The sequence below is a fragment of the Variovorax sp. 01N429 genome, from assembly GCF_056399425.1.
On sequence record NZ_JBFTRG010000002.1, the window covers coordinates 341,010 to 365,626 of the forward strand.

Here is a 24,617-nt window from a genome sequence, read left to right on the forward strand (position 1 = left end):
CGCAGCATGCCGCGGCTTCGCAAGTCGGACGGCGTGCTGTGCGCGCCATGCAGCGGCCTACGATAATCGGCCGCAATGCATCCGCCCCTTCACAGCGCGGCGTCGGACACCGACCGACCGCGTCCCAAGTCCCCCCGAGATCTGTTCCTTTCATTCACCTGGCTGGCGCTCCAGGGATTCGGCGGTGTGCTGGCCGTGGTCCAGCGAGAGGTCGTCGAAAAGAAGCAATGGCTGACGCCTGACGAGTTCCTCGAAGACTGGGCGGTCGCGCAGGTCCTGCCGGGCCCGAACGTCATCAATCTCGCGCTCATGATCGGCGACCGCGCCTTCGGACTGCGTGGCGCGATGGCGGCGCTGGCCGGCATGCTGGCCGTGCCGCTTTGCGTGATCCTCGTGCTCGCGGTGCTCTATGCCCAATACGCCGCCAACCCACTGGTGGCCGGCGCGCTGCGCGGCATGGGGGCAGTGGCCGGCGGGCTGATCGCGGCAACGGGCATCAAGCTGATCCCGCCGCTTCGCAGGCACCCACTGGGCTTCACCGCATGCCTCGTCATCGTCGCGCTGGTGTTCTCCGCCATCGCACTGGGCCGGGTTCCGCTCGGATGGGTGCTGCTGGTCGTGGGCGGCACCGCCTGCGTCTGCACGTGGCGAAGGATCGCGCCATGACGGTCGTGATGAACTGGCACGACTGGCTGTCGCTCTTCGGTCAATACCTCCTGCTTTCGCTGCTGTCGATCAGCGGTGCCATCACCACCGTGCCCGACATGCACCGTTATCTCGTCGGCCAGCACGGCCTCCTGACCGATGCACAGTTCACTTCGTCGATCGCCATCGCCCAGGCGGCGCCGGGACCCAACGTGCTGTTCGTGGCGCTCATGGGCTGGAACGTGGGCCTCAATGCGGGCGGCGGCATCGGCGCGGGACCACAGGCCTGGCTGCTCGGCTTGCTCGGATTGGCGGTCACGATGATCGGCATCATGCTGCCCAGCACCACGCTCACCTATTTCGCCACGCGCTGGGGCCACCGCAATCGCACGAAGCGCGAAGTGCGTGCCTTCAAGCAAGGCATGGCGCCGGTGGTGGTGGGCCTGCTGATCGCCACCGGCTGGGTGCTGGCAACAGGTAACCACACCGGCAGCGCGCCTGCATGGCATCTGTGGCTGCTCACGGCCGCAGCGGCCTTTATCGTATGGCGCACGCGCTTCCATTTGCTGTGGCTGCTCGGTGCCGGTGCCATCCTCGGCGCCGTCGGCTTCGTCTGACCCTCCGACCTTACGGAAAACATCCATGCAACTTCGACCCCTCGGCCGTTCCGGCCTGCAAGTCTCGCCCCTGGCCTTCGGCGGCAACGTCTTCGGCTGGACCGTCGATGAAACCCTGTCGTTCCGCCTGCTCGATGCGTGGCTGGACGCCGGCTTCAACTTCATCGACACCGCCGACGTCTATTCAAGCTGGGTGCCCGGCCACAGCGGCGGCGAATCCGAAACCATCATCGGCAAGTGGCTGCGGCAGACCGGCAAGCGCAACCGGGTGGTGCTGGCGACCAAGGTCGGCAAGCCGATGGGCGAAGGCAAGAAGGGGTTGGCTCCCGCTTACATCAAGGAAGCCGTCGACGCTTCGCTCAAGCGCCTGAAGACCGACCACATCGACCTGTACCAGTCGCACGACGATGATCCTGAAACACCGCTGTCCGACACGGCCGAGGCTTTTGCCGCACTCATCAAGGCAGGAAAGGTGCGAGCGATTGGCGCATCGAACTTCACCGCCCCCCGGCTGGCCGAGGCGCTGGACGTGGCCGAAAAGCAGGGGCTGCCGCGCTATGAGAGCCTTCAGCCGCTCTATAACCTGTATGACCGCGCCGTCTTCGAGAAAGACCTGGAGCCGCTGTGCGTCGAGCGCGGCATCGGCGTGATCAACTTCTACGCGCTTGCGGCCGGCTTTCTCACGGGCAAATACCGCAGTGAGGCCGATGCGGCGAAGAGCGCACGCGGTGGCAACACGACCAAAAAGTACCTGAATCCGCGCGGCCTGCGCATTCTGGATGCGCTCGACAAGGCAGCCAAGGCCACCGACGCAACCCAGGGGCAGGTGGCAATCGCATGGCAAATTGCCCGACCCTCGATCACCGCACCCATCGCGAGTGCCACTTCGGTCAAGCAGCTGGACGAACTGACCGCCGCTGCCAACCTCCAGCTGCCGCCGGAAATCATCGCCGCGCTCGACGCAGCCAGCGCGGAAGCTTGAGGATGAGTTCGACCGATCCGCTCGCCCCGCCCTCTCTCGAATACTTCGCTGACCTGCAAGTCGAAGTCGGCGTGCCGCAAGTGCTGAGCACCGGGCCGCGCGGCATGCGGCGGCTGGTGCCGATCACGGGGGGCACGGCTAAGGGCAATGGCTGGACGGCGCGGGTGTTGCCGGGCGGCACGGATTTCCAGCTGATCGTGAGCGACACGTTGTCCGAACTCGATGCGCGTTACGGCCTCGAGACAGACGCCGGTGACTTGATCTACGTGCAGAACCACGCCGTGCGCGCCGCGCCGGCCAAGGTCATGGCCAAGCTCCTGCGCGGCGAGCCGGTCAATCCGGCGCAGATCTACTTCCGCTGCAGCCCGCGGATGGAGACCGCCTCGCCCGCGCTGAAATGGATCGGCGAACGCATGTTCGTCGGCGTCGGCGTGCGGCACCCGGCCCAGGTGGTGATGCGCTTCTTCACGCTCGTGTAGGGCGTGGGCCGACACCCGTTCGGGTGCTCGTCGCCACTCTTGAATTCGCTTTCGGCGCTCCTAATTTCGTCTCGGAAGCGCCGGAGGCGTCTCCGGCGCTCTATTCAACCGAATGGAGGTATTCGCCATGTATCGATCCTTGTTCCCGCGCGACATCTTCGCCGAGATGGATCGCCTGCAACGCGAAATGCAGCAGGCTTTCGATCTGTCTCCCACCATCCGCGGCATCGGCCGCAGCGGCTTTCCGGCCCTCAATGTGGGCGGCACGCCCCAATCGGTCGAAATCTATGCCTTTGCACCCGGCATCGATCCGTCCACGCTTGAAGTCAATCTCGACCGCGGCCTGTTGACCATCGCCGGCAAGCGCGAGAGCCGACTGCCCGACAACGAGCAATCGAGCGTGCACATCAACGAGCGCTTCGCAGGCAGCTTCCGCCGCGTGCTGACCCTGACGGACGATGCCGATCCCGACGCCGTGGACGCGAAGTACACCGACGGCATGCTGCACATCTCCATCAAGCGCCGCGCCTCCGCGCAGCCGCGACGCATCGCCATCCAGTGACAGAAGGAGCTACGACCATGAACGACATCGACACCGTGAAGTCCGATTCCGGCAAGGCCATGGCCCGCAAGGACGAAGCGAACTATGCCGACGCGGCGCTCACGCCGCCCGTGGACGTGATCGAGGATGCGAGCGGCATCACGCTCTACGCCGACTTGCCGGGCGTTTCGAGAGACAAGCTGCACCTGCAAGTGGAGGCCGACACGCTCACCATCGATGCCGAATCGGCGCTGACCGTGCCCGAGGGCTTGCAGTCGCACCACACGGAAGTCGGCCTCGGCCGCTTTCACCGCCGCTTCACGCTGAGCAAGGAGCTGGACACGCAGAAGGTCACCGCGGAACTGGCGCAAGGCGTGCTGACGCTGCGCATTCCGAAGGCGGAGCATGCACAACCGCGACGCATCGACGTGAAAGTCGCCTGAGCCGCCTGAACGCCTGTAGACGTTGGAAAAGCGCGCGGGTCGAGAGTCCTGCGCGCTTTTTTTCTTCTACTCACGCAGTCCGGCGAGCAGGCGCTGATAGTCGGCATTGCTGCGCAGCAATTCACGTCCGGTCTGGATCAAGCGCGCCACCTGTTCCTTGTCCAGCACGAAGCTGGTCGGGATCTCATTCAGGAAACGGCGCAGTTGCACGTTCGGCACGTCTTCGAAGCTCAGCGGGATGAAATACGAACTCACCGGTCGCTGGGGCGTCGAGAGATCGCGCGTCCATTCAATCAGGCTTTGCCGCGTCTGCTCGAGGGTCGCCACGTTGTAGCGATGCAATTGCACGTTGGTCACGGCGTTCATCGTCTGCTCGAAGGTCGGCGCCCGGCTGGTCTCTCCGATGCCACCGACGGCATCGGCCGCAGCATTGACGGAAATGATGGCGAGGCGTCGCGGCGTTGCCATGCCTTGCGACTGGATGTACTTCTCCGCACCGCCTGCCAGGTCCACCGCCGCCAGCAACGCGCGCAGACCCAGGTTGTCGGTGATGCCGCCGTCCACCAGTTGCGCGTATTTGTGGGCCACCTTGTTCCGGTAGGAGAGGTCGTCGTGTACGACCATGGTCAGGTAGTCGCTATCCCGATCCCGTGCCTGCGCGGCCGCCAACCACGGGGGGATTCCCGGGGCACAGCCGCTGTAGTTCTCCAGCACCACGGGCCCGAACAGCACAGGCACGGCACTGGACGCAGCAACCGCGCGCGCCAGCGGAAACTTCGTCAGGTCCGAACACATCAGGTCGAAATATTCCTGGACAAAGGAAAAGCGGCCACCCGAACTCAGGTCGGAACTGTTGATGAGGATCATCGGGCCGTCACCCTTGATCAGGTCGCCGAAGGTTGCGTTGCCGAAAAGCGTCTGTTGGTAGTAGGTCACCGCCATTTCGGTGCGGCCTTGATTGCTGAACCAGCGGGCGGGATCCATGAACCCGCGCACCAGTGCGCCCTCGACGTCGCTGCGCAGAAACCGATCTTCATAGTCCGCGAAGATGCGATTGCCATAGAGGCCGTAGTAGGCCGACGTAAAGCTGCCGCCCGAAACCGAACTGATGACGGTGATGGCGTCCAGCAGGCTCTGGTCCTTGCCGTTCATCCGCACTCGCGTGTCGCGCAGTTCCTGCAAGACGCCATAGGACAACGCCGCGGCGCGCGTGCCGCCGCCCGAGAAGGCAACGGCCAGCATCAATTCGGAGGAGTGAAGGCGCGGATTCTTGGCGAATCCACTCAAGGCATAGACGGGGCTCGGGTCGGCCGGATTGAGCGGCACGTTCTGGACCACACCATAGGTCGTACAGGCGCCGAGGGCCAGCAGCATGACCATTGCCATGCCCATCTCAAGGGACGGCAGCAATGCTCGCCGAAAGCAACCTTGCAATGGGACCATCATCGTGCTCGCTGACCGCAGTGGTAGAGCCCGCGATTCTCAAAGAAAAGTGGCAGGCTTGCCATCCCGAAAAAAGGGCAAAATATTTTGGCCGAGTTTCCTTCTTGCTCAAGGAGCCACATGAAGAGACCAGTTCTTGCGATCCTGCTCTGTGCCACATCTTTCGGCGCCTTGGCGTTCGATGACTTCGAAGGCACCTACGCGAGCGGACCCGTCAGTATCGAATGGCGTGCGGGCGGGCGCCTGGGGAACGAATTCGTGTCGAGCCTCTGTCCGGACAAGAAATTCAGGCCCCGTACTCACGCCAGTCACTCGAAAAAGGGCAAGGACAAGGGCAAGGACTACACCATCGAATCCGACTTCCAGTTCACGAAGCTCGAAGTGACCGGAGCCAGCAAATGCCTGCCGAAGGGCACCTACCAGCGCGTCGGGCCATGAGAGAGTCCCATGCGCACCGCTTTTCTCGCTGTCCTTGCCGCGACGACCATTGCCGCGGGATGCGGTGGAAGCAACACCGCGTCAAACGTTGATTCGCCAGGCGCCAAAGAGGCCGGCAAGACCAAGGCGCTGGAGGCAGGCGCCGCCGCCATGCAGGACAGGCCGCCGATCGAAGCGATCAACACCTACCTAGACGGATTTCACTTCTACAACGGAAATCCGCAGGGCCAGATGGAGGCCCATCACTACTGCACGATCCTCAATGATGAGTTGATCCAGTGCGTAATCTATGACGGCAACGTCAAGGACGCAAAGATCATGGGGGTCGAATACATCATCAGCGAGCGGCTTTTCAAGACCCTCCCGGCTGAGGAAAAGTCCCTTTGGCACAGCCACGTCCATGAAGTGAAGTCAGGCCAGCTCATCGCTCCCGGGATTCCGCAGGCTGCGGAGCACGAACTGATGAAGAAGATCATCAGCACCTACGGCAAGACCTGGCATACCTGGCACACGGACCGCCACAAGGAACTGCCGCTTGGTGTGCCGCAGCTCATGATGGGATTCACTGCCGACGGGCAGACGAACGCTGACATGGTCGCGGGGCGTGACAAGCGTTTCGGCATCGACAGCGCGGAGAAGAAGAAAGACCGTGAATCGATCGGTGCGCCCGAGATTGCCGAAGGCGCCGACGCCTGGCAGCAGGGCAAGGTCATGCAAATTGCCGATCCGACGGGCCAGGAGCACGCCAGTCCTGAAGGTTCGCAGAACAATCCGGGTGCGACCGTCAGCCGGCCCGCCAAATAGCTGGCGTTGCCGGATCAGGCATCGAAGCGGTAGAAGGCTTGCGGGTTGTGGACCAACAGGCGCTCTCGCAATGCCTTTTCAGGCGCGATCTGCGACAGCGCGTCGACCAGCACGCCGTCGTCCGGCACATGATCGTGCAGCGGATGCGGCCAGTCGGTGCCCCAGAAGCAGCGATCCGGAAAGTCATGCACGAGCGCGCGGGCGATGGCGATGCCGTCGGTGTAGCCGAGTTCGCGCGAAATGCGCGAAATGCGGTCGATGCCGCTGACCTTGACGCGGAACAGCGGGTTCTTCATCAGCGTGTGGAGCGCAACGAAGTCGGCGTGCGCCGTTCCCGCAGAGGCATCGACGCGCGCCATGTGGTCGACCACGACGGGAACTGCACTTTCCGCAAGCGGCGCCTCCAACGCATGAATTAGCCCGCGATCGAAATGCACCTGCAGGTGCATACCCAGAGGCGCCAGCCGATGAGTGAAATCAACGACACGCCGGGCATCGAAATCGTCCTGCGAATCCTTGGTGAAATTGAAGCGCACGCCCCTGAAGCCCGCATCGGCAAGCCGCGAAAGCTCTTCATCGTCCACATCGAGCGGCAGCAGGGCCACGCCCAGGTAGCGTCCGCCGCCCGCCGCGATCGCGTCTTCGACCACGCGGTTGTCATGGCCGTGGCACAGCGACTGCACGATGACGCAGCGATCGACGCCGAGGCGGCGATGCAATGCGAACAGCGTCTCCTTGGGCGCATCGGCCGGCGTGAAGCTGCGGCGCGCTGCAAACGGGAAGCGTGCTGCCGGGCCGAACACGTGCACATGCGCGTCACAAGCGCCAGGCGGCAGATGCAGCTTCGGCGTGGAAGGCTCGGGGTTGTACGTGAGCGTCGGCTGCACGGATTGCTGGGGGAAAAACGTCAGACGAGCCGCTGGCGCATGGCCTCGTAGAGACACACGCCGCTGGCGACCGACACATTGAGACTCTCGACCGCGCCCGCCATCGGAATGCTGACCAGTTCGTCGCAGGTCTTGCGCGTGAGCTGTCGCATGCCCTCGCCTTCGGCGCCCAGCACCATCGCGAGCGGACGCTTCAAGTCGCACTGGTAGAGCGTGCCGGGGGCATCGTCGCTCGTGCCTACGCACCAGATGTTGCGTTCCTTGAGTTCGCCCAGGGTTCGCGCAAGATTGGTCACCATGAAGTACGGCACCGTCTCGGCCGCACCGCTCGCAACCTTGGCGACGGTGGCGTTGATGCCGGCTGCATGGTCCTTCGGAGCAATCACCGCGTGGGCGCCCGCGCCGTCTGCAACGCGCAGGCAGGCACCCAGGTTATGGGGGTCGGTCACGCCGTCGAGCACCAGCAGCAGCGGCATGGTGCCGGCGGCTTCGAGGCCTTCGAGCAGTTCGTCCAGCGAATGCGTCTGGGCGACCGGCTCCACGCGCGCGGCCACGCCCTGGTGGCCGTGGCTGCCGGCCAGCTTTGAAAGGCGCAGACCGTCAGCCTCGATCAGCCGCACGCCGGCTTCCTGCGCGCGCGCGATGAACTGCCGCATTCGCGCGTCGCGCCGGCTTGCATCGAAGAGCACCTCGATCACCGACTTGGGTGCGGTCTTGATGCGCACGCCCACGGCATGAAAGCCGAAGATCACTTTGGGAGAAGACATCGGGCGATTATCGAGCCGCCAACGACGTGCGCTCGGGCGCGTGTCCGTCGAGCGCCACGCGGCCTGCCTCGATGGTGATCCGCCGTTCGCAACGATCGGCGATGCTGCGGTCATGCGTGACGAGCACCAGCGTCGTGCCGAGTTCGCGATTGAGATCGAACATCAGCTTCATGACTTGCTCGCCCGTCGCAAAGTCGAGGCTCCCCGTGGGCTCGTCGGCCAGCAGCAATGCCGGCTGCACGACAAACGCACGGGCGAGCGCCACGCGCTGCTGTTCGCCGCCGGACAGCACCTTGGGGTAGTGGCCCAGCCGCTGGCCGAGACCGACCCTGCCGAGCATTTCGGTCGCGGCCCTGCGGGCGTCCTTGCGGTCGGCGAGTTCGAGTGGCAGCATCACGTTCTCGAGCGCGCTCAGGTTGCCGAGCAGCTGGAAACTCTGGAACACGAACCCGACTTTCTGGGCGCGCAGGGCCGCACGATCGTCTTCGTCGATGGCGAAAAGATCCTCCCCGGCCAGCTTCACGGTGCCACGGGTGGGCGTGTCCAGGCCCGCGACGATCGACAGCAGCGTGCTCTTGCCCGAACCCGACGCGCCGACGATGGCGGCAGTCTCCTTCGCGCCCAGCGTGAAATCGATGTCCTGCAGAATGTCCAGCGTTCCGGTTGAATCGGTGACTGACTTGTAGACATGTTCGACCGCAACAATTGCTTCGGGTGGACCATCGGTTCGGATTGAGGACATTGAAAGGATTTCGCGAAGTGAATCGACGTCACTTTATCTTGAGCGGCACGCTGGCCGGCACTGCGGGGGCATCCCTGTCGCTCGAAGCGCTGGCCGCGACGGGCAAACAACCCGTGATCCTGGTGGTCGGCGACTCGCTTTCTGCGGAATACGGACTCAAGCGTGGCGATGGCTGGGTGCCGCTGATGGAGAAGCGCCTGGCCGAGCAGAAGATTCCCGCCACGGTGATCAACGCCAGCATCAGCGGCGACACGACCTCGGGCGGCCGCGCCAGGTTGCCGGGGCTGCTCGCTCAGCACCAACCCACGCTCGTGGTGCTGGAACTGGGCGCCAACGATGCGCTGCGGGGGCTGCCGCTCGCAAGCACTGAAGACAACCTGCTGCAGATGACCAAGGCCGCGCAGGCCACCGGCGCGCAGGTGCTGATCGTGGGCATCCAGGTGCCGCCCAACTATGGCAGCGACTACACGCGGCGCTTCGAGGCGATCTTCACGAAGATCGCCAGCGCAACGAAGGCACCCATCGTGCCCTTCCTGCTGAAAGGGGTGGCGGACAGTCCCGACGCGGCCATGCTGTTCCAGGCGGACCGCATTCATCCGACAGCGGTTGCGCAGCCCCGCATGCTCGACAACGTGTGGACGCCCTTGCGGAAGATGCTGCCGAAGTAAACGAAAAAGCAAGAAAGCCGCCGCGGGCGCTTGCCTGCGGCGGCTTTCTGTTGGGTGGTGGCAATCGACTCAGCCGTTCTTGGTGGGTAGTTCGGGAATGGTCGGTGGGTCGCGTTCAAGCGAGGCCACGTCGGTTTCCGGATCGCCCGGGGCCAACCCATCGCTGCTGGGCGAAAGCTTGCGGCTGGCTTTTTCCCTTGCCTTTTCTTCCTTCTTCTTTTTCTTTGCCAGTTCCTTCTGGCGCTTTTCATAGCCATAGTTGGGTGTTGCCACTGCTTCTCCTTCGGGCGAGGCAGTCAGGTTGACTGCGCTTGATCGGACTGTACGCGATATCCGCGCCGGTTCAGAGTGCCCCGAGAGCCTGTTCCAGGTCGGCGCGCAGGTCTTCGACGTCCTCCAGGCCGATGGAGAAGCGCACCAGTGTTCCCTTGTGCGGCCATGGCGCAACCGCGGGGTCGCGCATCAGGCCGATGTCGTACGGCACCACCAGGCTGATGGGGCCTCCCCACGAGTAGCCGAGCCGGAAAAGTGCCAGGCTGTCGCAAAAGCGATCGATCTGTTCCGTGCCGTAGCGTGCATCGAAAACCACCGAAAACAGGCCGGCCGCGAGGTCGGATGCACCGCAGAGGCGCAGCCAATGCTCGTGCCCTGGCGAGCCTTCGAGGGCAGGATGCAGCACCTGCGCGATCTCGGCACGGTCTTGGAACCAGCGGGCCAACTCTCTCGCGCTGCGGTCGTGAGCTGCATAGCGCAATGCAATGCTCGGGAGCGATCGCAGCAGCGTCTCGACGTCGCCGACGCCGATGCCGATGCCCATCCGCATGTGGGTCAGCTTGAGCGCCCTGTGCAGGCGCTCGTCGCGGGTGATCACGCTGCCCATCAGCACGTCGCCGCCACCGCTCGGATACTTGGTGAGCGCATGCACGGAAATGTCGACGCCCTGTCCGCTGCCGTTGAAGTCGAAGGGCGCGAAGGCGAGTCCGGCGCCCCAGGTGTTGTCGAGCGCGACATCGATCCCGCGCGCACGGCAGACGCCGACCAGGGCCGGCAAATCGGGGAATTCCATCGTGACCGAGCCGGCCGCCTCCACCCATACGAGCTTGGTGCGGTTGGACAACTTGGCCGCGAGGTCCGACGGATTCATCGCGTCGTAGAGCTTGTGGGTGATGCCGAAATTGGCGAGTTCGCCATTCGCGAGCGCCTTGTTCGGGCCGTAGGCGTTGTCCGGGATGAGCACCTCGTCGCCGGTCTTCAGAAGCGCAAAGCACACCACCGAGATCGCCGCGAGCCCGCTCGGGAGCAGCAGGCATTCGGTGCCGCCTTCGAGAGCGGCAAGACGCTCTTCGAGAGTGAAGGTGGTCGGCGTGCCGTGCAGACCGTAGGTGTAGCCGGCCTTGGTCTTCCAGTCGCGCGCGCGCATGGCGGCGACATCGGCAAAGAACACGGTCGACGCCTTGTAGACACCCGCTTGCGGCGCCGCGAAATTTGCGGGCGGGATGTACGGATGGTGGATCAGGTCGGTGATGGGCTTTCGCATCCCGCCATGCTAGTCGACTGGGTCAGGCTGCGCACGACCCAACTGCGCGTGGCTAACATCGTCCCTTTGTCCACTGAAGCCAGCATCCGCATGACCCGTGTCGCGACTGTCCTCTTGAGCGCCCGCGCGGCCCTGCAACGCGCCTTCGGCGTCACCGCCTGGCAGTCCATGCTCCTGTGGTCCATCGTGGCCGGACTACTGGGCGCGCTCGCCACCGAACTCTTCCGCGCGGCCTTCTACGGTCTGGATCTTCTGCTGCTCGGGCAGAGCGGCGGCCTGGTGAAGATCGCGCACAGCCTGCCCTGGTGGGCGCGCATCCTCACGCCCACTGCCGGCGGCCTCGTCGCTGGGCTGCTGCTGGTCTGGGCGCGTCGAGCGGCGGTGCAGAAGTCGACCTCCGATTACATGGAGGCCATCGTCCTGGGAGATGGGCGCATCCCGGCAAGACAAACCTTGACGCGCAGCGCGTCATCGCTGGTCAGCATCGCCAGCGGCGGATCGATTGGCCGTGAAGGATCGATGGTCCAGCTTGCCGCCCTGAGCGCGTCTCTCCTGGGCAGCGCCTTGCGGCTCCCGGTGGAGCGGTTGCGGCTGCTGGTCGCCTGCGGCGCCGCGGCGGGGCTCACGGCCGCCTACAGCGCGCCGATCGCCGGCGCTTTCTTCGTGGCCGAGATCGTCCTGGGCTCGATTGCCATGGAAAGCGTTGGCCCGATCATCATTGCATCGGTGGTTGCCAACATCACGATGCGGGCGCTGCCGGGCTATCAAGCTCCGTACGAAATGCCGCCCTTCCCCGTCGTCCATGGCGCGGAGGTGTTGCTCTTCGCGCTGCTGGGCGTGCTTCTCGGCTTTGCCTCCGTCGGCTTCCTGCGTTCGCTCGGCGCATCGCGTGCGCTCTTTGCGCGCCTGCCCATGGCGCTGCCCTGGCGGATGGCGCTGGGCGGCCTTGTCGTGGGGCTGATTTCGGTGCCATTGCCGGAGGCTTGGGGCAATGGCTACAGCGTGGTCAACGCGGTGCTGCACTCGCCTTGGCCCTGGGTCACGATCGCGCTGGTGCTGGCGGGCAAGACGATCGCAACCTTGGCGACGGCAGGCTCCGGCGCGGTCGGCGGCGTGTTCACACCGTCACTGTTTGTCGGCTGCATGATCGGCGCGCTTTTCGGCCAAGCCGCCCACGCGCTTTGGCCGCTTGCCACTTCGGCACCTTTTGCCTACGCGATCGTCGGCATGGGCGCGTTCCTGGCGGCGGCCAGCCAGGCTCCCCTGATGGCGATCCTGATGATCTTCGAGATGACGCTGAGCTACCAGGTGATGTTGCCGTTGATGGCCGCCAGCGTCATTGCGTACTTCGTGGCCCGCTCGGCCGATGCCGGCTCCATGTACGAGATCACCGTGCATCGCCGCGAGCAGCACGACGAACAGCTTCGGCTGCGCGCCCTGTGCGCACGCGATCTGGTCGAGCCTGCTGATACCGTCGTCAGCCCGGATGCGGACCGGGAAACGATGAGTCGTCTGTTTCTGCAATACCCGGTCAAGTATCTCTACGTCGTCGACGCGGAGCAGCGCTATCTCGGTGTCGTACCCTTGTCGGCGCTGGGAGCGTTGCCCGAGAGCCAGGCGAACCGACAGCCACGCGCGGCAGACTTGCTGTCGGAGTCGATCCAGGCGATCACTGCGGACATGGGCCTGAGCGCTTCTCTCGAACGCTTTCTGCAGCACCGCGGCGAGCGGCTGCCGGTGATCGAGAGCGAGGAACGACCCGTGCTGCTCGGCGTGGTGACGAAGAGCGCCCTGCTGTCGACCTACGTGCGACTGAGCGGCTAGCCGCCAGGAGACCTTGGCCGGTCAGACCGACCACTTCTCCATCAGCTTCTCGGCGCCCATGGAGTCGTAGCCTTCGAAGGGCTGGTGAATCCAGGGATTCGTGTGCAGGAATTCGACCGAATAGTCGGGCGTGAAGGTCGACAGCGCCTTGGTCCAGAGCACGGCGCTTCGCAGTTCGGTGATGGGCTTGTAGCTGCTCTTGAGCATTTCAACCACGGCATGCAGCGTGTGGCCCGAATCCGCAAGGTCGTCGACCAGCAGCACCTTGCCGGCGATCTCGCCCTTGGGCGTCGTGATGTAGCGAGCAATGTCGAGATGGCCCTGGATGGTGCCGGCGTCCGCGCGATAGGAACTGGTCGACATGATCGCCAGCGGCTTGTCGAAGATGCGCGACAGCACATCGCCGGGGCGCATGCCGCCGCGAGCAAGGCACAGGATGGTGTCGAACTGCCAGCCCGACTGGTACACCTTGATCGCGAGCTTCTCGATCAGGTTGTGATACTCGTCATAGCTCACGTAAAGGTGTTTGCCGTCTTCGGTCAACATGAAAATCGTCTCCTGCGGGTGGGTCAATCAGCCAGATAGGGATGGCGCATCATGATCGTGTGATCGCGATCGGGACTCGTCGACACCATGTGGATTGGCACGCCCGTGACCTGCTCGATGCGCTGCAAGTACAGCCGCGCGTTGATCGGCAGCTTGTCGTATTGCGTCACGCCCACCGTGCTTTCGCTCCAGCCTTCGAGCTTTTCATAGACCGGTGTGCAGCGTTCGATCTCGTCGGCGCCCATCGGCAGGATGTCCGTGTATTCGCCGTCCAGCTCATAGCCGGTGCACAGCTGCAATTCTTCCAGCCCGTCCAGCACATCGAGCTTGGTGATGCAGAGTCCGCTCAGGCCGTTGACCTGCGCCGAGCGCTTCAGCAGCGCCGCGTCGAACCAGCCGCAGCGACGGCTGCGTCCGGTGGTCACACCTCTTTCGGCCCCGACCGTGCTCAGGTGGTAGCCCACCGTGCCGGGCTTTTCCCAGTCGAGTTCGGTGGGGAACGGCCCACCGCCAACGCGCGTGCAATAGGCCTTGGTGATGCCGAGCACGTAGTGCAGCATGCCCGGCCCGACGCCCGAACCTGCGGCCGCGTTGCCCGCCACGCAGTTGCTCGAGGTGACGTAGGGATAGGTGCCGTGGTCGACGTCGAGCAGCGTGCCTTGCGCGCCTTCGAACAGCAGATTGGCCCCCGCCTTGTTCGCGTCGTTGAGTTCGCGCGACACGTCCGCCATCATCGGCTTGAGGAGTTCGGCATGGCGCATGGCTTCGTCATAGACCACGTCGAAGTCGATGGCGGAAGCACCGAGCACCTGGGTCAGCACATGGTTGTGCAGGTCAAGCAGAACGCGCAGCTTGGTGGCGAAACGATCAGGATGCTTCAGGTCCTGCACACGCAAGGCGCGACGGGCGATCTTGTCTTCATAGGCGGGGCCGATGCCCCGGCCGGTCGTGCCGATCTTCTCGATGCCGCCCTTCTCGCGATAGGCCTCGCGAGCGATGTCGAGGGCCGCGTGGAAGGGCAGGATGAGCGGACACGCTTCGCTGATACGAAGGCGCGAACGCACCTCGACGCCTGCCTTTTCAAGTCCTTCGATCTCTTCGAAGAGCTTGGCAGCCGAAAGCACCACGCCGTTGCCGATGTAGCACTTGACGCCTGGCCGCATGATGCCGCTCGGGATCAGGTGCAAGGCTGTCTTCACGCCATTGATCACCAGTGTGTGGCCCGCGTTGTGCCCGCCCTGGAATCGGACGACTCCCTGCGCGCTCTCGGTCAGCCAGTCGACCAACTTGCCTTTGCCTTCGTCGCCCCACTGGGTGCCGACGACGACCACGTTTCTTCCGGTGGTTACGCTCATGATGTTTCGCTTCAGAGGATTCAGATGGGTTGCACGCGCCATTGCCCGCCGTGCTCGACGAGCTCGCGGTCGCAATGGAATTCGTCGATCTCGCTGTCATGGCCAGGCAATACGCACACCACGGTTTCGCCTTTGCTGCGCAATTCGGCAATGGTTTTGTTGAGCACCTCGGCATCGCTCCAAGGCGCGCGAATTGCGGCACGCAAGGGCCTCGCCGGCAGCACCCCGACCAGTTCACGCACATCGAGGCTGAAGCCAACAGCCGGACGGTTGCGCCCGAAAACGGCGCCGACTTCGTCGTAACGGCCACCGCGCACCAGGGCGTCGCTGGCACCTTCGGTGTAGATGCCAAAGCGCATGCCGCTGTAGTAAGCGTAGCCGCGCAGATCCGCGAGGTCGAAGGTCACGCGCGCCCCTTCAGGCCCTTCAATGTGAGCGGCGAGTTGCTTCAGGTCGGACAAGGCCGCGCGCACGCCTGCGCTGTCGGGCAAAACCTTGGCGGCTTCGTCGAGAACTGCGGCATCGCCATACAACTGGACGAGCGCCAGGAGGCCTTCGCGCGCGGACGCTGGAAATGCGGCCGTGAGACTGCGCAGGGTGCTCGAATCCTTGGCGGCCAGCGCCGCATGCACGCGGGCGATGGCGGCAGCGTCGACCGACACACCAGCAAACAATGAACGAACGATGCGCGCGTCCGCCATGTCGACGATGACAGGCGCCTGCGCATGGCCCGCCAACCCGGCGGCGCACAGGCAGTCCAGCGCCAGGTGAAGGATTTCCGTATCGGCCTCGAGCCTTGCGTGGCCGTAGATTTCGGCGCCGAACTGAAGCGGCTCCCGAGTGGCGTGCGGGCGATCAGGGCGCGTGTGGAGGACGGGGCCGCAATAGCAAAGGCGTGTCACCCCGGCCCGATTGAGAAGGTGTGCATCGATGCGCGCCACCTGGGGCGTGGTGTCCGCGCGCAAACCCATGCTGCGGCCCGAGAGCTGGTCGACCAGCTTGAAGGTTTGAAGATCGAGCGCCTCCCCGGTACCGGAAAGCAGCGATTCGAGGTGTTCGAGCAACGGCGGCATGACCAACTCGTACCCGTAGCCACGGGCGGTATCGAGCAGTTCGCGTCGAAGTTCTTCGATGTGGCGGGCCTCGGAAGGCAGCACATCGGCAATGTGATCCGGAAGGACCCAGGCGGACATGGGGATCGGGGGCGTGGTTAAACCGGGATTCTACCGGCAGCGCGTCAGCCCAAAACCCAGAGCAGAAACAGGCCAAGGAGAATGCTGCAGAGCCCGAAGAAGCGCAGTTGCCCGTCTCGCAACTGCATCAACTGGCTGAAGCCACGCCGCCAGCCGCCTGGCGAAAGAAAGGGCAGCAACCCTTCGATCACCAGGACGAGCGCCAGCGCACTCCAGAACGTGTCAGTGTCCACGTGGAACCCAGATTTCGGTCAAGCGGGGCGCGCGTCTCAGCTACCGACGCGGTGCGCTCGAGGTCGATCCCGAACTCTGCATCGATCGGAAGAAATCGGAGGACGGATCCAGCACCATCACGTCGCTCTTCTTGTTGAAGCTTTGCTTGTAGGCATCGAGGCTTCGGTAGAACAACGCAAATTGCGGATCGCGCCCGAAGGCCTCGGCATACAGGCTTGCGGCACGGGCATCGCCCTCGCCCTTGATTTTCTGTGCGTCGCGATAGGCGTTTGCCACGATCACTTCGCGCTGACGATCGGCATCTGCGCGGATCTTCTCGCCCTCGGCAACGCCCGTGGAGCGCAGCTCGTTGGCGACACGCTTGCGCTCGGCTTCCATGCGGCGATAGACCGACTCGGTGATCGCCTCGACATAGTCCACGCGCGTGATCCGGACGTCGACGACGTCGACGCCCCATGGCTTGGCACCCTTCACCACCGCCAGGACCTCGCGCTGGACGTCAGCCATCAGGGCTTCGCGACGCACGGAAATCAGGTCGCGCACCGTGCGCTTGTTGATGTTTTCCTGGAACGCATTGCGCACGACCCGGTTGAGCTGCACCGCGCCGGCGTTCTCGTCGAGGCCGACGTTGCGGATGTATTCCGAAGGGTTGGTGATGCGCCAGCGTACGTACCAATCGATGACGACGCGCTGCTTCTCGGCCGTCAGCATGGGCTCGGGATCGATGCTCGACAAGGTCAGCAGGCGCTTGTCGATGTACGACACGTTCTGGAAAGGCGGCGGCAGCTTGAAATTCAAGCCCGGCTCGGTAATGACTTCCTTGATCTGCCCGAGGGCGTAGACCACACCGAATTGGCGCTGGTCAACGACAAAGAGTGTCGAGCTCGCCAGTGCAAGCACCACGAGGATCGTAGAGACGATGAATCCGATTCTGTTCATGGGTTCTGTCCTCAGCGCACGTCGCGGTCACGTGAGCGGCCATCGCGTGCACGGGCATCGCCTATGTTGGGCGCAACGGGAATGACCGACGACTGCGGCGGTGCCGTGCCTGCGACGTTGGGGCTCGCGGCATCAGACGGAGTGGCTGCGTTGTTCTGGGCGCTTTGCTGTACCAGCTTGTCCAGCGGAAGATAGAGCAGATTGGAGTTTTGCTTGGAGTCGATCAGCACCTTGGTCGTGCTGCTGTAGATCTGCTGCATCGCATCGGTATACATGCGGTCGCGCGTAACTTGCGGCGCCTTCTGGTATTCGGTCAGCACCGAGCTGAAGCGCTGCGCATCGCCCTGCGCCTGCGCAATGATCCGGGCCTTGTAGGCTTCGGATTCTTCCTTCAAGCGCGAGCCCGTACCGGTGGCGCGCGGCACCACGTCGTTCGCGTAAGCCTGCGCTTCGTTCTTGGTGCGCTCGCGTTCCTGTCCAGCCTTGAGGACGTCGTCGAAAGCGGCCTGCACTTGCTCAGGGGGTCGAACGCCGCCCTGCTGAAGATTGATGCCCACGATCTCGACCCCGACCTTGTAGCGGTCGAGAATGGTTTGCATCAGGGTACGCACGCGCGGTGCGATCTGGTCGCGTTCGTCGGCGAGTGCCGCATCCATGCGCATCTTGCCGACCACTTCGCGGACCGCGGTTTCGGCGACCTGCACCACAGTGTCGCTGGGCGACTTGCTTTCATACAGGAACGCCCGCGCATCGCTCAGGCGGTACTGCACGGCAAACTTGATCTCGACGATGTTTTCGTCTTCGGTCAGCATGGCCGACTCGCGAAGGCCCGTGGAACGAACGATGGTGTCTCGGCCCACATCCACGGAGCGGATCTGCGTGACCACCACCAGCTCGTGGCGCTGGATCGGATAAGGCAGGCGCCAGTTGAAGCCCGCCCCGACGGTCGTCTTGTATCGACCGAATTGCGTGATCACTGCCTGCTGGCCTTCATTGACGATGAAGAAGCCAGTGCCCAGCCAGATCAGGACAGCGACCGCGGCTACGAGGCCGATGCCGAAGCCCGCGTTCTTCATGTCGGGCTTGAGGCCACCGCCGTTGCCGCCGCCAGGGCGGTTGTCGCCACCGCGCCCGCCGCCGAACAGACCGCCCAGCTTGCGATTGAAGTCACGCCAGAGTTCGTCGAGGTCCGGTGGTCCTTGGTTGGGACCTTGGCCGCGCGGACGGTTGTTGTTGTTTCCCGGGGGTGGCGAGGGAGGCTCGCCGTCCGGCCGGTTACCGGAGGGTCGATCACCGTTTGACGAGGAATCGTCGCCCCGGCCCCATCGGCCGTCGTTCAGGTTGAACATGCCGGAAAACCGTCTCCACACTGGCTTTGCATTCATTCGGTTCTGTTCTTTAGTCAGTGAAGGTGATTGTGCCCAATTCAATTCGCGGCATTGTGCAATTCGGCGGCGGTGTCTGGGGTCATGCCCTCATCGGGCGGACCGGATCTGCGTGCCAGCTCGGCTCGCAATGCAGGGATGCCCTCCCCCGTGTGGGCGCTCACGAAAATGCGGGGCACTTGGACCCCGTCGACGTTCATCTCATCGCACATCTGCAGGGGTCGTTGGCCGGTTTCAAGAGCATCCAGCTTGTTGAAGACCAAAAGCTGAGGCACCGTGTCGGCGCCGATCTCCTCGAGCACGGTCTGCACTTCGGCCATCTGCTCAGGGTGGTTGGGATTGGAGACGTCGACGACGTGGAGCAGCAGATCGGCGTCGACGGCCTCCTGCAGCGTGGCCTTGAAGGCATCGACCAGGCCGTGCGGGAGTTCGCGGATGAAGCCGACGGTGTCGGACAGCGAGACCTTGCGCCTCGCATCGCCCAGGTAAAGCTGGCGAGTGGTCGTGTCGAGCGTCGCGAACAACTGGTCGGCCGCATAGGCTCGCGCCTTGACCAGTGCATTGAACAATGAGGACTTGCCGGCATTCGTGTAGCCGACCAGAGAAATGTTGAATGTGTCGCGGCGCTCGCGCTGGCGCCGCTGGGTGCCGCGCTGGCGCTGCACCTTGCCGAGCCGCTCGCGCGTGCGCTTGATCGCCTCGCCGATCATTCGGCGGTCCAACTCGATCTGCGTTTCGCCTGGGCCGCCGCGCGTTCCGATGCCGCCGCGCTGACGCTCAAGGTGCGACCAGCGGCGCACCAGCCGAGTGCTCAGGTACTGCAGCCTGGCAAGCTCGACCTGCAGCTTGCCTTCATGCGATCGGGCGCGCTGGGCGAAGATTTCCAGTATGAGAAAGGTGCGGTCATAGACCGCTACACCGAGTTGACGCTCGAGGTTGCGCTGCTGCGCCGGGCTCAACGCCTGGTCGAAGATGACTTCGCTGGCGCGATGCAGTTCGGCGAGTTCTCGGATTTCGTCGGCCTTGCCGCTTCCCACAAAAAGGGCGGCATCAGGCGCCTTGCGTTTGCACACGAGACGCGCGACGGGTTCGAGTCCGGCGGTTTGTGCAAGGAGGCCGAGTTCCTCGAGTTCGCCGTCGAAATGGGGCAGGCCAAAATCCACGCCGACAAGAACGACGGCGCCTTCCTTGCGGGGAATGGGTTCAGACAATCGGTATCACATTGGGAAAAGCGCGGTGGACGAACCACCGCGCTCCGTGCCGTTCAGGCGGCTGCGTCTTCGTTCTCGGCAGCCGAGAAGTTGACGGCCCGCCCAGGCACGATGGTGGAGATGGCATGCTTGTAGACCATCTGGGTCACCGTATTGCGAAGCAACACGACGTACTGGTCGAACGACTCGATCTGACCTTGCAGCTTGATGCCGTTGACCAGATAGATCGAAACCGGCACGTGCTCACGACGCAAGGTGTTCAGAAATGGGTCTTGTAAAAGTTGCCCTTTATTGCTCACGATATTCTCCGTGTTCAAGAGTTGTTGTTGAGCCGGTCACCTTAACACAGCGATTCTGCGCTGCAGCAAAAAACGCCAATGGCCTTGGAAAAATAACGATTCTCAAAGACCGGAACGGCGTGATCAATTGTCCTTGTCCACGTATGGATTGTGCGAGGTCTTGAGCTCGATACGCAAGGGCGTGCCGACCAAATCGAACTCCTTGCGAAATCGTCCTTCGAGAAAGCGCTTGTACGCATCGGTGACGTGCTCAAGCGAATTGCCGTGGATCACGATCACCGGCGGATTCATCCCACCCTGGTGGGCGTAGCGCATCTTGGGTCGATACATCCCGGATCGCTTGGGCGCCTGGAATTGCACGGCTTCGAGCAGCAGGCGCGTAAGGACAGGCGTCGACATCTTCCGTGTTGCCGACTTGTGAGCCTGCACGATCGATTGCCACAGCGGCCCAAGCCCCTGGCGCTTGGCGGCTGAGATGAAATGCAATGAAGCGAACTTCAGGAAGGGCAGGCGCGTTTCGATCTGCCGCTGCAATTGCTCCCGCTGGTAGCTGTCCACCGCGTCCCACTTGTTGACCCCGATCACCACCGCACGGCCGCTCTCGAGAATGTAGCCTGCGATGTGGGCGTCCTGGTCGGTGATGCCCTGCGTCGCGTCCAGCAACAGCAGCACCACGTTGGCCGATTCGATGGCCTGCAGCGTCTTGACGACCGAGAATTTCTCGATGGCTTCGAACACCTTGCCCTTGCGGCGCAGCCCGGCCGTATCGATGAGCTCGAAGCGCTGGCCGTTGCGCTCGAAGGGAACCACGATGGCATCACGCGTAGTTCCGGGCAGGTCGAAGGCGACCAGCCGCTCCTCGCCGAGCCAGGTGTTGATCAGTGTCGATTTGCCGACGTTGGGACGGCCTGCGACTGCGAGCTTGATCGGCTTGTTGACGTCGTCTTCCCCGTCGTCCTCCGGCTCCGGCAGTTGGAGCGGTTCGAGTGCCAACTCGACGAGGCCACGAATTCCCTGTCCGTGGGCCGCGGAGATGCCGTATACCTCGCCGAACCCGAGTTCGTAGAAGTCGACCAGCTTCGTGCCGTCGTGCATGCCTTCGGCCTTGTTGGCGACCAGCACACAAGGCTTCCCGAGGCGCCGCAATTCGTTGGCGATGTCGTGATCCTGGGCCGACAAACCTTCGCGCGCGTCGACGACGAAAATGACCACGTCGGCCTCGGCAACGGCCTGCCGGGTCTGCTTGGCCATTTCCTTGAAGATGCCGCTGCCCGCGTCGGGTTCGAAACCACCGGTGTCAATCACGATGAACTCATGCTTGCCTTGGCGGCCGTTGCCGTAGTGGCGATCGCGCGTGAGCCCGGCGAAGTCGGCGACGATGGCGTCGCGCGTCTGCGTCAACCGATTGAACAAGGTCGACTTGCCCACGTTGGGACGCCCGACCAGCGCAATGACCGGCTTCATCGAAGGCGTCCTTCCATCACGTTATTCCGGCCGGTAGCCGAACACGCCGCCATTGCGGGTGACGACCACGACCGTGTTGCCGGCCAGGACCGGCGTTGCGACGATGGCGGATCCATCGGGCGTGACGCGGTTCAGTGCGGAGCCGTCGTCGCGCGACAGGAAGTGCAGCAGTCCTGCGGTGTCGCCGATGATCAGCGACCGGCCCACGGCGAGCGGTGCCGTCAGGGTGCGGTACTTGAACAGGTCGGCTTGCTGCCAGGCGCGCTCGCCATCGGAGCGGCGCCAAGCGATCACGGCGCCGTTTTCTTCGGTGCCATAGACGAAGCGATCGTCTCCGCCTACGCCATCATTGCCAGCCGCGGGCTTGCTCCAGACCAGCGAACCGCGGGTCGTATCGACACAGCCAACGGTGGCCGAATACGCACGGGCGCAGACACTGTCGCCCACCCTGCTCACGCTGCCGGTCAAATCGACGAGGCGTTCCACATCATTGGTGCCGCGCGGGGCTGCGATCGGCGCCTCCCAGCGCGACGTTCCATTGGCGGGATTCATGCCGACGAGCCGCCCGCCGACGCCGACGACCAGCGTGTCACCCACGGCCAGCATGACGCCGGAGCGCTTCAGCACGAGGTTTTCGGCAGTGCGCTGCTGGGACCAGAGGCGACGGCCGCTTTGGCCGTCCCAGGCACTGGTGGTGCGGTCGGCTGTCTGCACGAACACCCGGCGGCCAGCGACCAGCGGCGCCGTGAAGGACTGCGCCGTCAGGCGCTGCTTCCACAGGACCTTGCCGCTCTGGAGCGCAACGAGTTCGCTGTTGGCCGTCACCACGGCGGCCACGGAACCATCAGTGCCGACGCCAGCCAGCAGAGGCTCGCCGACGCTCGCGCGCCAGACCTCGCGCCCAGCTCGTGCATCGATCATGGCGACCGTGCCGTCACTCGCAGCGACAGCGACAAGATCGCCGCTCACAGCCACCGACAACGGGAACTCGACGGCCGGGATCTTGACGTTCCACGCCTGGCGAACACTCATCAGCCCAGGATTGGCGCCCAGTTCGGCGGGCTTCGGCCTCGATGTGCCGGAGCACGCCGCCAATGCGGCAATCAGAACCACGGCAGCCCCGGTGCGCAGGATGGGCGCTGAAGGCAGGAAACGCTTGAAATTCATGGTGTGGTCTTCGCAGGGGATGCAGCGCTGGCGGTGGAAGCCAGGCTCTTCGGGTCGACGCCGACAGCGTTGAGCTTGATCTCGACGAGGCGGCGGTACTCGGTGCGCGGATCAAAAGCCGTCCAGGCTTTCTGGTACTCGGCCTTGGCTTCATCGCGTTTGCCTTGAGCGAGATAGATATCGCCCTTGCGGTCCGCGACCAGCGCTTCGAACTGCTTCGGGAAATCGCCGGAGAGCTGCTTGAGGGCTTCGTCATAGGACTTTGCGTCAAGCAACTCGGCAGCAAGCCGCAGTCTGGCGACCGCCTGGTAACCGGGGTCGACTGCATGTTCGGCCACCCAGCCCAGCGCGGAGCGCGATGCATCGGCGTTGCCCTTTTCGTAGAGCGCCCTCGCAGCCAGCAAGCCAGCCTGTTGGGCGTACGCGGTGCCGGAAAACTTGTCCTTCATGTCGGCCAAGGTCCGTTCGATGCGGGCAGTGTCGCCCGCCTGCGCGCTGCGTTCGACCTCGTCATAGAGCGCGGACGCCTGGGCGGCCTTGTTGCGCTGGAAGTATTGCCAGCCGTTCCATGCCACGAAGGCACCGGCCGCGAGAAGCACGACCCAGGTGATCAAGGTGCCATAGGTGTTCCAGAAATGCTTGAGCTGGTCGAGCTGTTCCTGTTCTTCGAGATCGAGATGGGTGGCCATGCGCTGTCAGTTGTTGGGAGCGGAGGATTGTAGGGTGGCGGCCCAAGCGGCCGGATCGGTCAAAGAGCGGGTCGACTGGGCACCGGTCCCGTCGCGCAGCGCCTTCACGGTGACCTCGCCACGGGCGAGTTCGTCGGCTCCGAAGATCAGGGCGAACGTGGCACCGCTGGCATCGGCCTTCTTGAACTGGGACTTGAAGCTCCCCAGCCCATCTGCGGTGGCCGCATGCATCTGGGCACGCACGCCTGCGTCACGCAACTGTTGCAGCGTGCGCAGGGCGATCGGCATTGCCGCGGCATCAGAAACCACGGCATAGACGTCGGGCACGGAAGCCGGGATAGGCGTGCCCTGCTCCTTCATGAGGTCGAGCACTCGCTCCACGCCAATGGCCCAACCGACAGCGGGCGCAGGCTTGCCGCCGATCTGCACGATCAGGTCGTCATAGCGGCCGCCGGCACACACGGTGCCCTGAGAGCCCAGCCGATCGGTCACGAACTCGAACACGCTCAGGTTGTAGTAGTCGAGCCCGCGCACCAGGCGGGGATTGATGGTGTAGGCGACGCCGTTGGCATCGAGGATGGCCCTGAGTCCATCGAAGTGCGCGAGCGATTCGGCGCCAAGAAAGTCAATCAGCTTCGGAGCCGATTCGACGACGGCTTTCATGGTGGGGTTCTTGGTATCGAGGATGCGCAGCGGATTGCTGTGCAGACGGCGCTTGGCGTCTTCGTCCAATTGGTCGGCGTGCTTTTCGAAGTGCGCGATCAACTCGGCCCTGTGCAGCGCGCGCTCGGAGGGCTGCCCCAAGCTGTTGAGTTCAAGGCGGACGTCCGTCAGGCCGATGACTTTCCATAGCGCATTCGCGAGGAGGATGAGTTCGGCATCAACATCGGGGCCGGCAAATCCGAGCGCCTCTGCGCCGATCTGGTGAAACTGCCGAAAACGGCCGCGCTGCGGCTTCTCGCGACGAAACATCGGGCCGATGTACCAGAGGCGCTTGCCGCCGTCATACAGCATGTTGTGCTCGATCACGGCGCGCACCACGCCGGCCGTGTTCTCGGGCCGGAGCGTCAGGTGATCGTTGTCGCCATACTTGTCCGAGCGGTCGTGAAAGGAGTACATCTCCTTCTCGACAATATCGGTCACCTCACCAATGCCCCGCACGAACAGCGCCGTGTGTTCGAGGACCGGCGTGCGGATGTTGCGATAGGCATAGCGCCCCATCAGTTCGCGGACCGTGGATTCGAGCCACTCCCAGCGCGCCGATTCGGGCGGCAATATGTCGTTCATGCCTTTGACGGCATTGAGTTTTTCAGCCATG

28 protein-coding genes are annotated in these 24,617 nt (G+C 63.9%); 10 read left to right on the forward strand and 18 right to left on the reverse strand.

The genetic code is table 11. The annotated features are described in order from the left end of the window. Positions 1 to 75 precede the first annotated feature (75 nt). From AC1DSF_RS04850 to AC1DSF_RS04875, 6 genes are all read left to right on the forward strand, one after another. Positions 76 to 666 (forward strand): chromate transporter, encoded by a 591-nt coding sequence (locus AC1DSF_RS04850; RefSeq protein WP_478182418.1) that lies wholly within the window; start codon positions 76 to 78, stop codon positions 664 to 666. After that, on the forward strand, positions 663 to 1,262 hold the full coding sequence (locus AC1DSF_RS04855; protein WP_478182419.1) for a chromate transporter: 600 nt from the start codon (positions 663 to 665) through the stop codon (positions 1,260 to 1,262). Before AC1DSF_RS04850 ends, AC1DSF_RS04855 begins: the two co-directional genes overlap by 4 nt. Positions 1,263 to 1,287: 25 nt before the next feature. Continuing rightward, positions 1,288 to 2,244 (forward strand): aldo/keto reductase, encoded by a 957-nt coding sequence (locus AC1DSF_RS04860; protein WP_478123732.1) that lies wholly within the window; start codon positions 1,288 to 1,290, stop codon positions 2,242 to 2,244. 2 nt (positions 2,245 to 2,246) lie between these two features. Continuing rightward, the gene (locus AC1DSF_RS04865) at positions 2,247 to 2,723 is read left to right on the forward strand and encodes a DUF3237 domain-containing protein (RefSeq protein WP_478182420.1); all 477 of its coding nucleotides are present in this window, start codon (positions 2,247 to 2,249) and stop codon (positions 2,721 to 2,723) included. 127 nt (positions 2,724 to 2,850) lie between these two features. After that, positions 2,851 to 3,285, forward strand: coding sequence for an Hsp20/alpha crystallin family protein (locus AC1DSF_RS04870; RefSeq protein WP_478123734.1), 435 nt, complete (start codon positions 2,851 to 2,853; stop codon positions 3,283 to 3,285). Between the two features lie 59 nt (positions 3,286 to 3,344). After that, the gene (locus AC1DSF_RS04875) at positions 3,345 to 3,707 is read left to right on the forward strand and encodes an Hsp20/alpha crystallin family protein (protein ID WP_478123988.1); all 363 of its coding nucleotides are present in this window, start codon (positions 3,345 to 3,347) and stop codon (positions 3,705 to 3,707) included. Between the two features lie 66 nt (positions 3,708 to 3,773). On the opposite strand, the gene AC1DSF_RS04880 is transcribed toward AC1DSF_RS04875, so the two are convergent. After that, entirely contained in the window at positions 3,774 to 5,093 is a 1,320-nt protein-coding gene (locus tag AC1DSF_RS04880; protein ID WP_478123735.1) for a patatin-like phospholipase family protein, read from the reverse strand. A gap of 177 nt (positions 5,094 to 5,270) precedes the next feature. Here AC1DSF_RS04880 and AC1DSF_RS04885 point away from each other — a divergent pair, with 177 nt between their 5' ends. Together AC1DSF_RS04885 and AC1DSF_RS04890 are read left to right on the forward strand one after the other, a co-directional pair. Beyond that, positions 5,271 to 5,588 carry a hypothetical protein gene (locus tag AC1DSF_RS04885; RefSeq protein WP_478123736.1) on the forward strand — a complete coding sequence of 106 codons (318 nt, stop codon included), beginning with the start codon at positions 5,271 to 5,273 and terminating at the stop codon, positions 5,586 to 5,588. Positions 5,589 to 5,597: 9 nt separating this feature from the next. Next, positions 5,598 to 6,392, forward strand: coding sequence for an OBAP family protein (locus AC1DSF_RS04890; RefSeq protein WP_478182421.1), 795 nt, complete (start codon positions 5,598 to 5,600; stop codon positions 6,390 to 6,392). 14 nt (positions 6,393 to 6,406) lie between these two features. Here AC1DSF_RS04890 and AC1DSF_RS04895 read toward each other — a convergent pair whose 3' ends face one another. From AC1DSF_RS04895 to AC1DSF_RS04905, 3 genes are read right to left on the reverse strand one after another with little or no spacing between them, the layout of a single operon-like run. Next, on the reverse strand, positions 6,407 to 7,279 hold the full coding sequence (locus AC1DSF_RS04895; protein WP_478182422.1) for an amidohydrolase family protein: 873 nt from the start codon (positions 7,277 to 7,279) through the stop codon (positions 6,407 to 6,409). A 20-nt stretch (positions 7,280 to 7,299) separates the two neighbouring features. Then, the gene (gene rlmB, locus AC1DSF_RS04900; RefSeq protein ID WP_478144442.1) at positions 7,300 to 8,046 is read right to left on the reverse strand and encodes a 23S rRNA (guanosine(2251)-2'-O)-methyltransferase RlmB; all 747 of its coding nucleotides are present in this window, start codon (positions 8,044 to 8,046) and stop codon (positions 7,300 to 7,302) included. Between the two features lie 7 nt (positions 8,047 to 8,053). Then, positions 8,054 to 8,788, reverse strand: coding sequence for an ABC transporter ATP-binding protein (locus AC1DSF_RS04905; RefSeq protein ID WP_478144441.1), 735 nt, complete (start codon positions 8,786 to 8,788; stop codon positions 8,054 to 8,056). 17 nt (positions 8,789 to 8,805) lie between these two features. Between AC1DSF_RS04905 and AC1DSF_RS04910 the strand changes: the two genes are divergently transcribed. Beyond that, complete coding sequence (locus tag AC1DSF_RS04910; protein ID WP_478123741.1) at positions 8,806 to 9,456, forward strand: arylesterase; 651 nt, start codon at positions 8,806 to 8,808, stop codon at positions 9,454 to 9,456. Positions 9,457 to 9,525: 69 nt separating this feature from the next. Here the strand turns inward: AC1DSF_RS04910 and AC1DSF_RS04915 are convergent, their stop codons facing one another. Continuing rightward, positions 9,526 to 9,729, reverse strand: coding sequence for a hypothetical protein (locus tag AC1DSF_RS04915; RefSeq protein WP_478123742.1), 204 nt, complete (start codon positions 9,727 to 9,729; stop codon positions 9,526 to 9,528). 70 nt (positions 9,730 to 9,799) lie between these two features. Next, positions 9,800 to 10,993, reverse strand: a complete 1,194-nt coding sequence (locus AC1DSF_RS04920) for a PLP-dependent transferase (RefSeq protein WP_478182423.1) — start codon at positions 10,991 to 10,993, stop codon at positions 9,800 to 9,802. Between the two features lie 90 nt (positions 10,994 to 11,083). Between AC1DSF_RS04920 and AC1DSF_RS04925 the strand changes: the two genes are divergently transcribed. Continuing rightward, entirely contained in the window at positions 11,084 to 12,817 is a 1,734-nt protein-coding gene (locus AC1DSF_RS04925; RefSeq protein WP_478182460.1) for a ClcB-like voltage-gated chloride channel protein, read from the forward strand. Between the two features lie 21 nt (positions 12,818 to 12,838). Here AC1DSF_RS04925 and AC1DSF_RS04930 read toward each other — a convergent pair whose 3' ends face one another. From AC1DSF_RS04930 to hisS, 12 genes are all read right to left on the reverse strand, one after another. After that, complete coding sequence (locus AC1DSF_RS04930) at positions 12,839 to 13,363, reverse strand: phosphoribosyltransferase (RefSeq protein ID WP_478123744.1); 525 nt, start codon at positions 13,361 to 13,363, stop codon at positions 12,839 to 12,841. Between the two features lie 23 nt (positions 13,364 to 13,386). Continuing rightward, a complete protein-coding gene (locus AC1DSF_RS04935) occupies positions 13,387 to 14,718 on the reverse strand; it encodes an adenylosuccinate synthase (protein WP_478123745.1) in 1,332 nt (443 codons plus the stop codon). A gap of 20 nt (positions 14,719 to 14,738) precedes the next feature. Further along, positions 14,739 to 15,911: an ATP phosphoribosyltransferase regulatory subunit gene (locus AC1DSF_RS04940; protein ID WP_478123746.1), complete on the reverse strand. Its 1,173-nt coding sequence runs from the start codon at positions 15,909 to 15,911 to the stop codon at positions 14,739 to 14,741. 44 nt (positions 15,912 to 15,955) lie between these two features. Beyond that, on the reverse strand, positions 15,956 to 16,144 hold the full coding sequence (locus AC1DSF_RS04945; protein WP_478123747.1) for a DUF2065 domain-containing protein: 189 nt from the start codon (positions 16,142 to 16,144) through the stop codon (positions 15,956 to 15,958). A gap of 40 nt (positions 16,145 to 16,184) precedes the next feature. After that, positions 16,185 to 17,084, reverse strand: a complete 900-nt coding sequence (gene hflC, locus AC1DSF_RS04950) for a protease modulator HflC (RefSeq protein WP_478123748.1) — start codon at positions 17,082 to 17,084, stop codon at positions 16,185 to 16,187. Positions 17,085 to 17,095: 11 nt separating this feature from the next. Further along, on the reverse strand, positions 17,096 to 18,433 hold the full coding sequence (gene hflK / locus AC1DSF_RS04955; RefSeq protein WP_478123749.1) for an FtsH protease activity modulator HflK: 1,338 nt from the start codon (positions 18,431 to 18,433) through the stop codon (positions 17,096 to 17,098). Between the two features lie 77 nt (positions 18,434 to 18,510). Beyond that, positions 18,511 to 19,680, reverse strand: coding sequence for a GTPase HflX (hflX, locus tag AC1DSF_RS04960; RefSeq protein ID WP_478123750.1), 1,170 nt, complete (start codon positions 19,678 to 19,680; stop codon positions 18,511 to 18,513). A 53-nt stretch (positions 19,681 to 19,733) separates the two neighbouring features. Beyond that, the gene (gene hfq / locus AC1DSF_RS04965; RefSeq protein ID WP_055796495.1) at positions 19,734 to 19,979 is read right to left on the reverse strand and encodes an RNA chaperone Hfq; all 246 of its coding nucleotides are present in this window, start codon (positions 19,977 to 19,979) and stop codon (positions 19,734 to 19,736) included. 123 nt (positions 19,980 to 20,102) lie between these two features. After that, the gene (der, locus tag AC1DSF_RS04970; RefSeq protein ID WP_478123751.1) at positions 20,103 to 21,443 is read right to left on the reverse strand and encodes a ribosome biogenesis GTPase Der; all 1,341 of its coding nucleotides are present in this window, start codon (positions 21,441 to 21,443) and stop codon (positions 20,103 to 20,105) included. A gap of 21 nt (positions 21,444 to 21,464) precedes the next feature. After that, positions 21,465 to 22,610 carry an outer membrane protein assembly factor BamB gene (gene bamB / locus AC1DSF_RS04975; RefSeq protein ID WP_478123752.1) on the reverse strand — a complete coding sequence of 382 codons (1,146 nt, stop codon included), beginning with the start codon at positions 22,608 to 22,610 and terminating at the stop codon, positions 21,465 to 21,467. Continuing rightward, positions 22,607 to 23,299, reverse strand: coding sequence for a YfgM family protein (locus AC1DSF_RS04980; protein ID WP_478123753.1), 693 nt, complete (start codon positions 23,297 to 23,299; stop codon positions 22,607 to 22,609). The genes bamB and AC1DSF_RS04980 overlap by 4 nt, the downstream gene beginning before the upstream one ends. 6 nt (positions 23,300 to 23,305) lie before the next feature. After that, positions 23,306 to 24,616: a histidine--tRNA ligase gene (gene hisS, locus AC1DSF_RS04985; RefSeq protein WP_478123754.1), complete on the reverse strand. Its 1,311-nt coding sequence runs from the start codon at positions 24,614 to 24,616 to the stop codon at positions 23,306 to 23,308. Position 24,617: the final 1 nt, after the last annotated feature.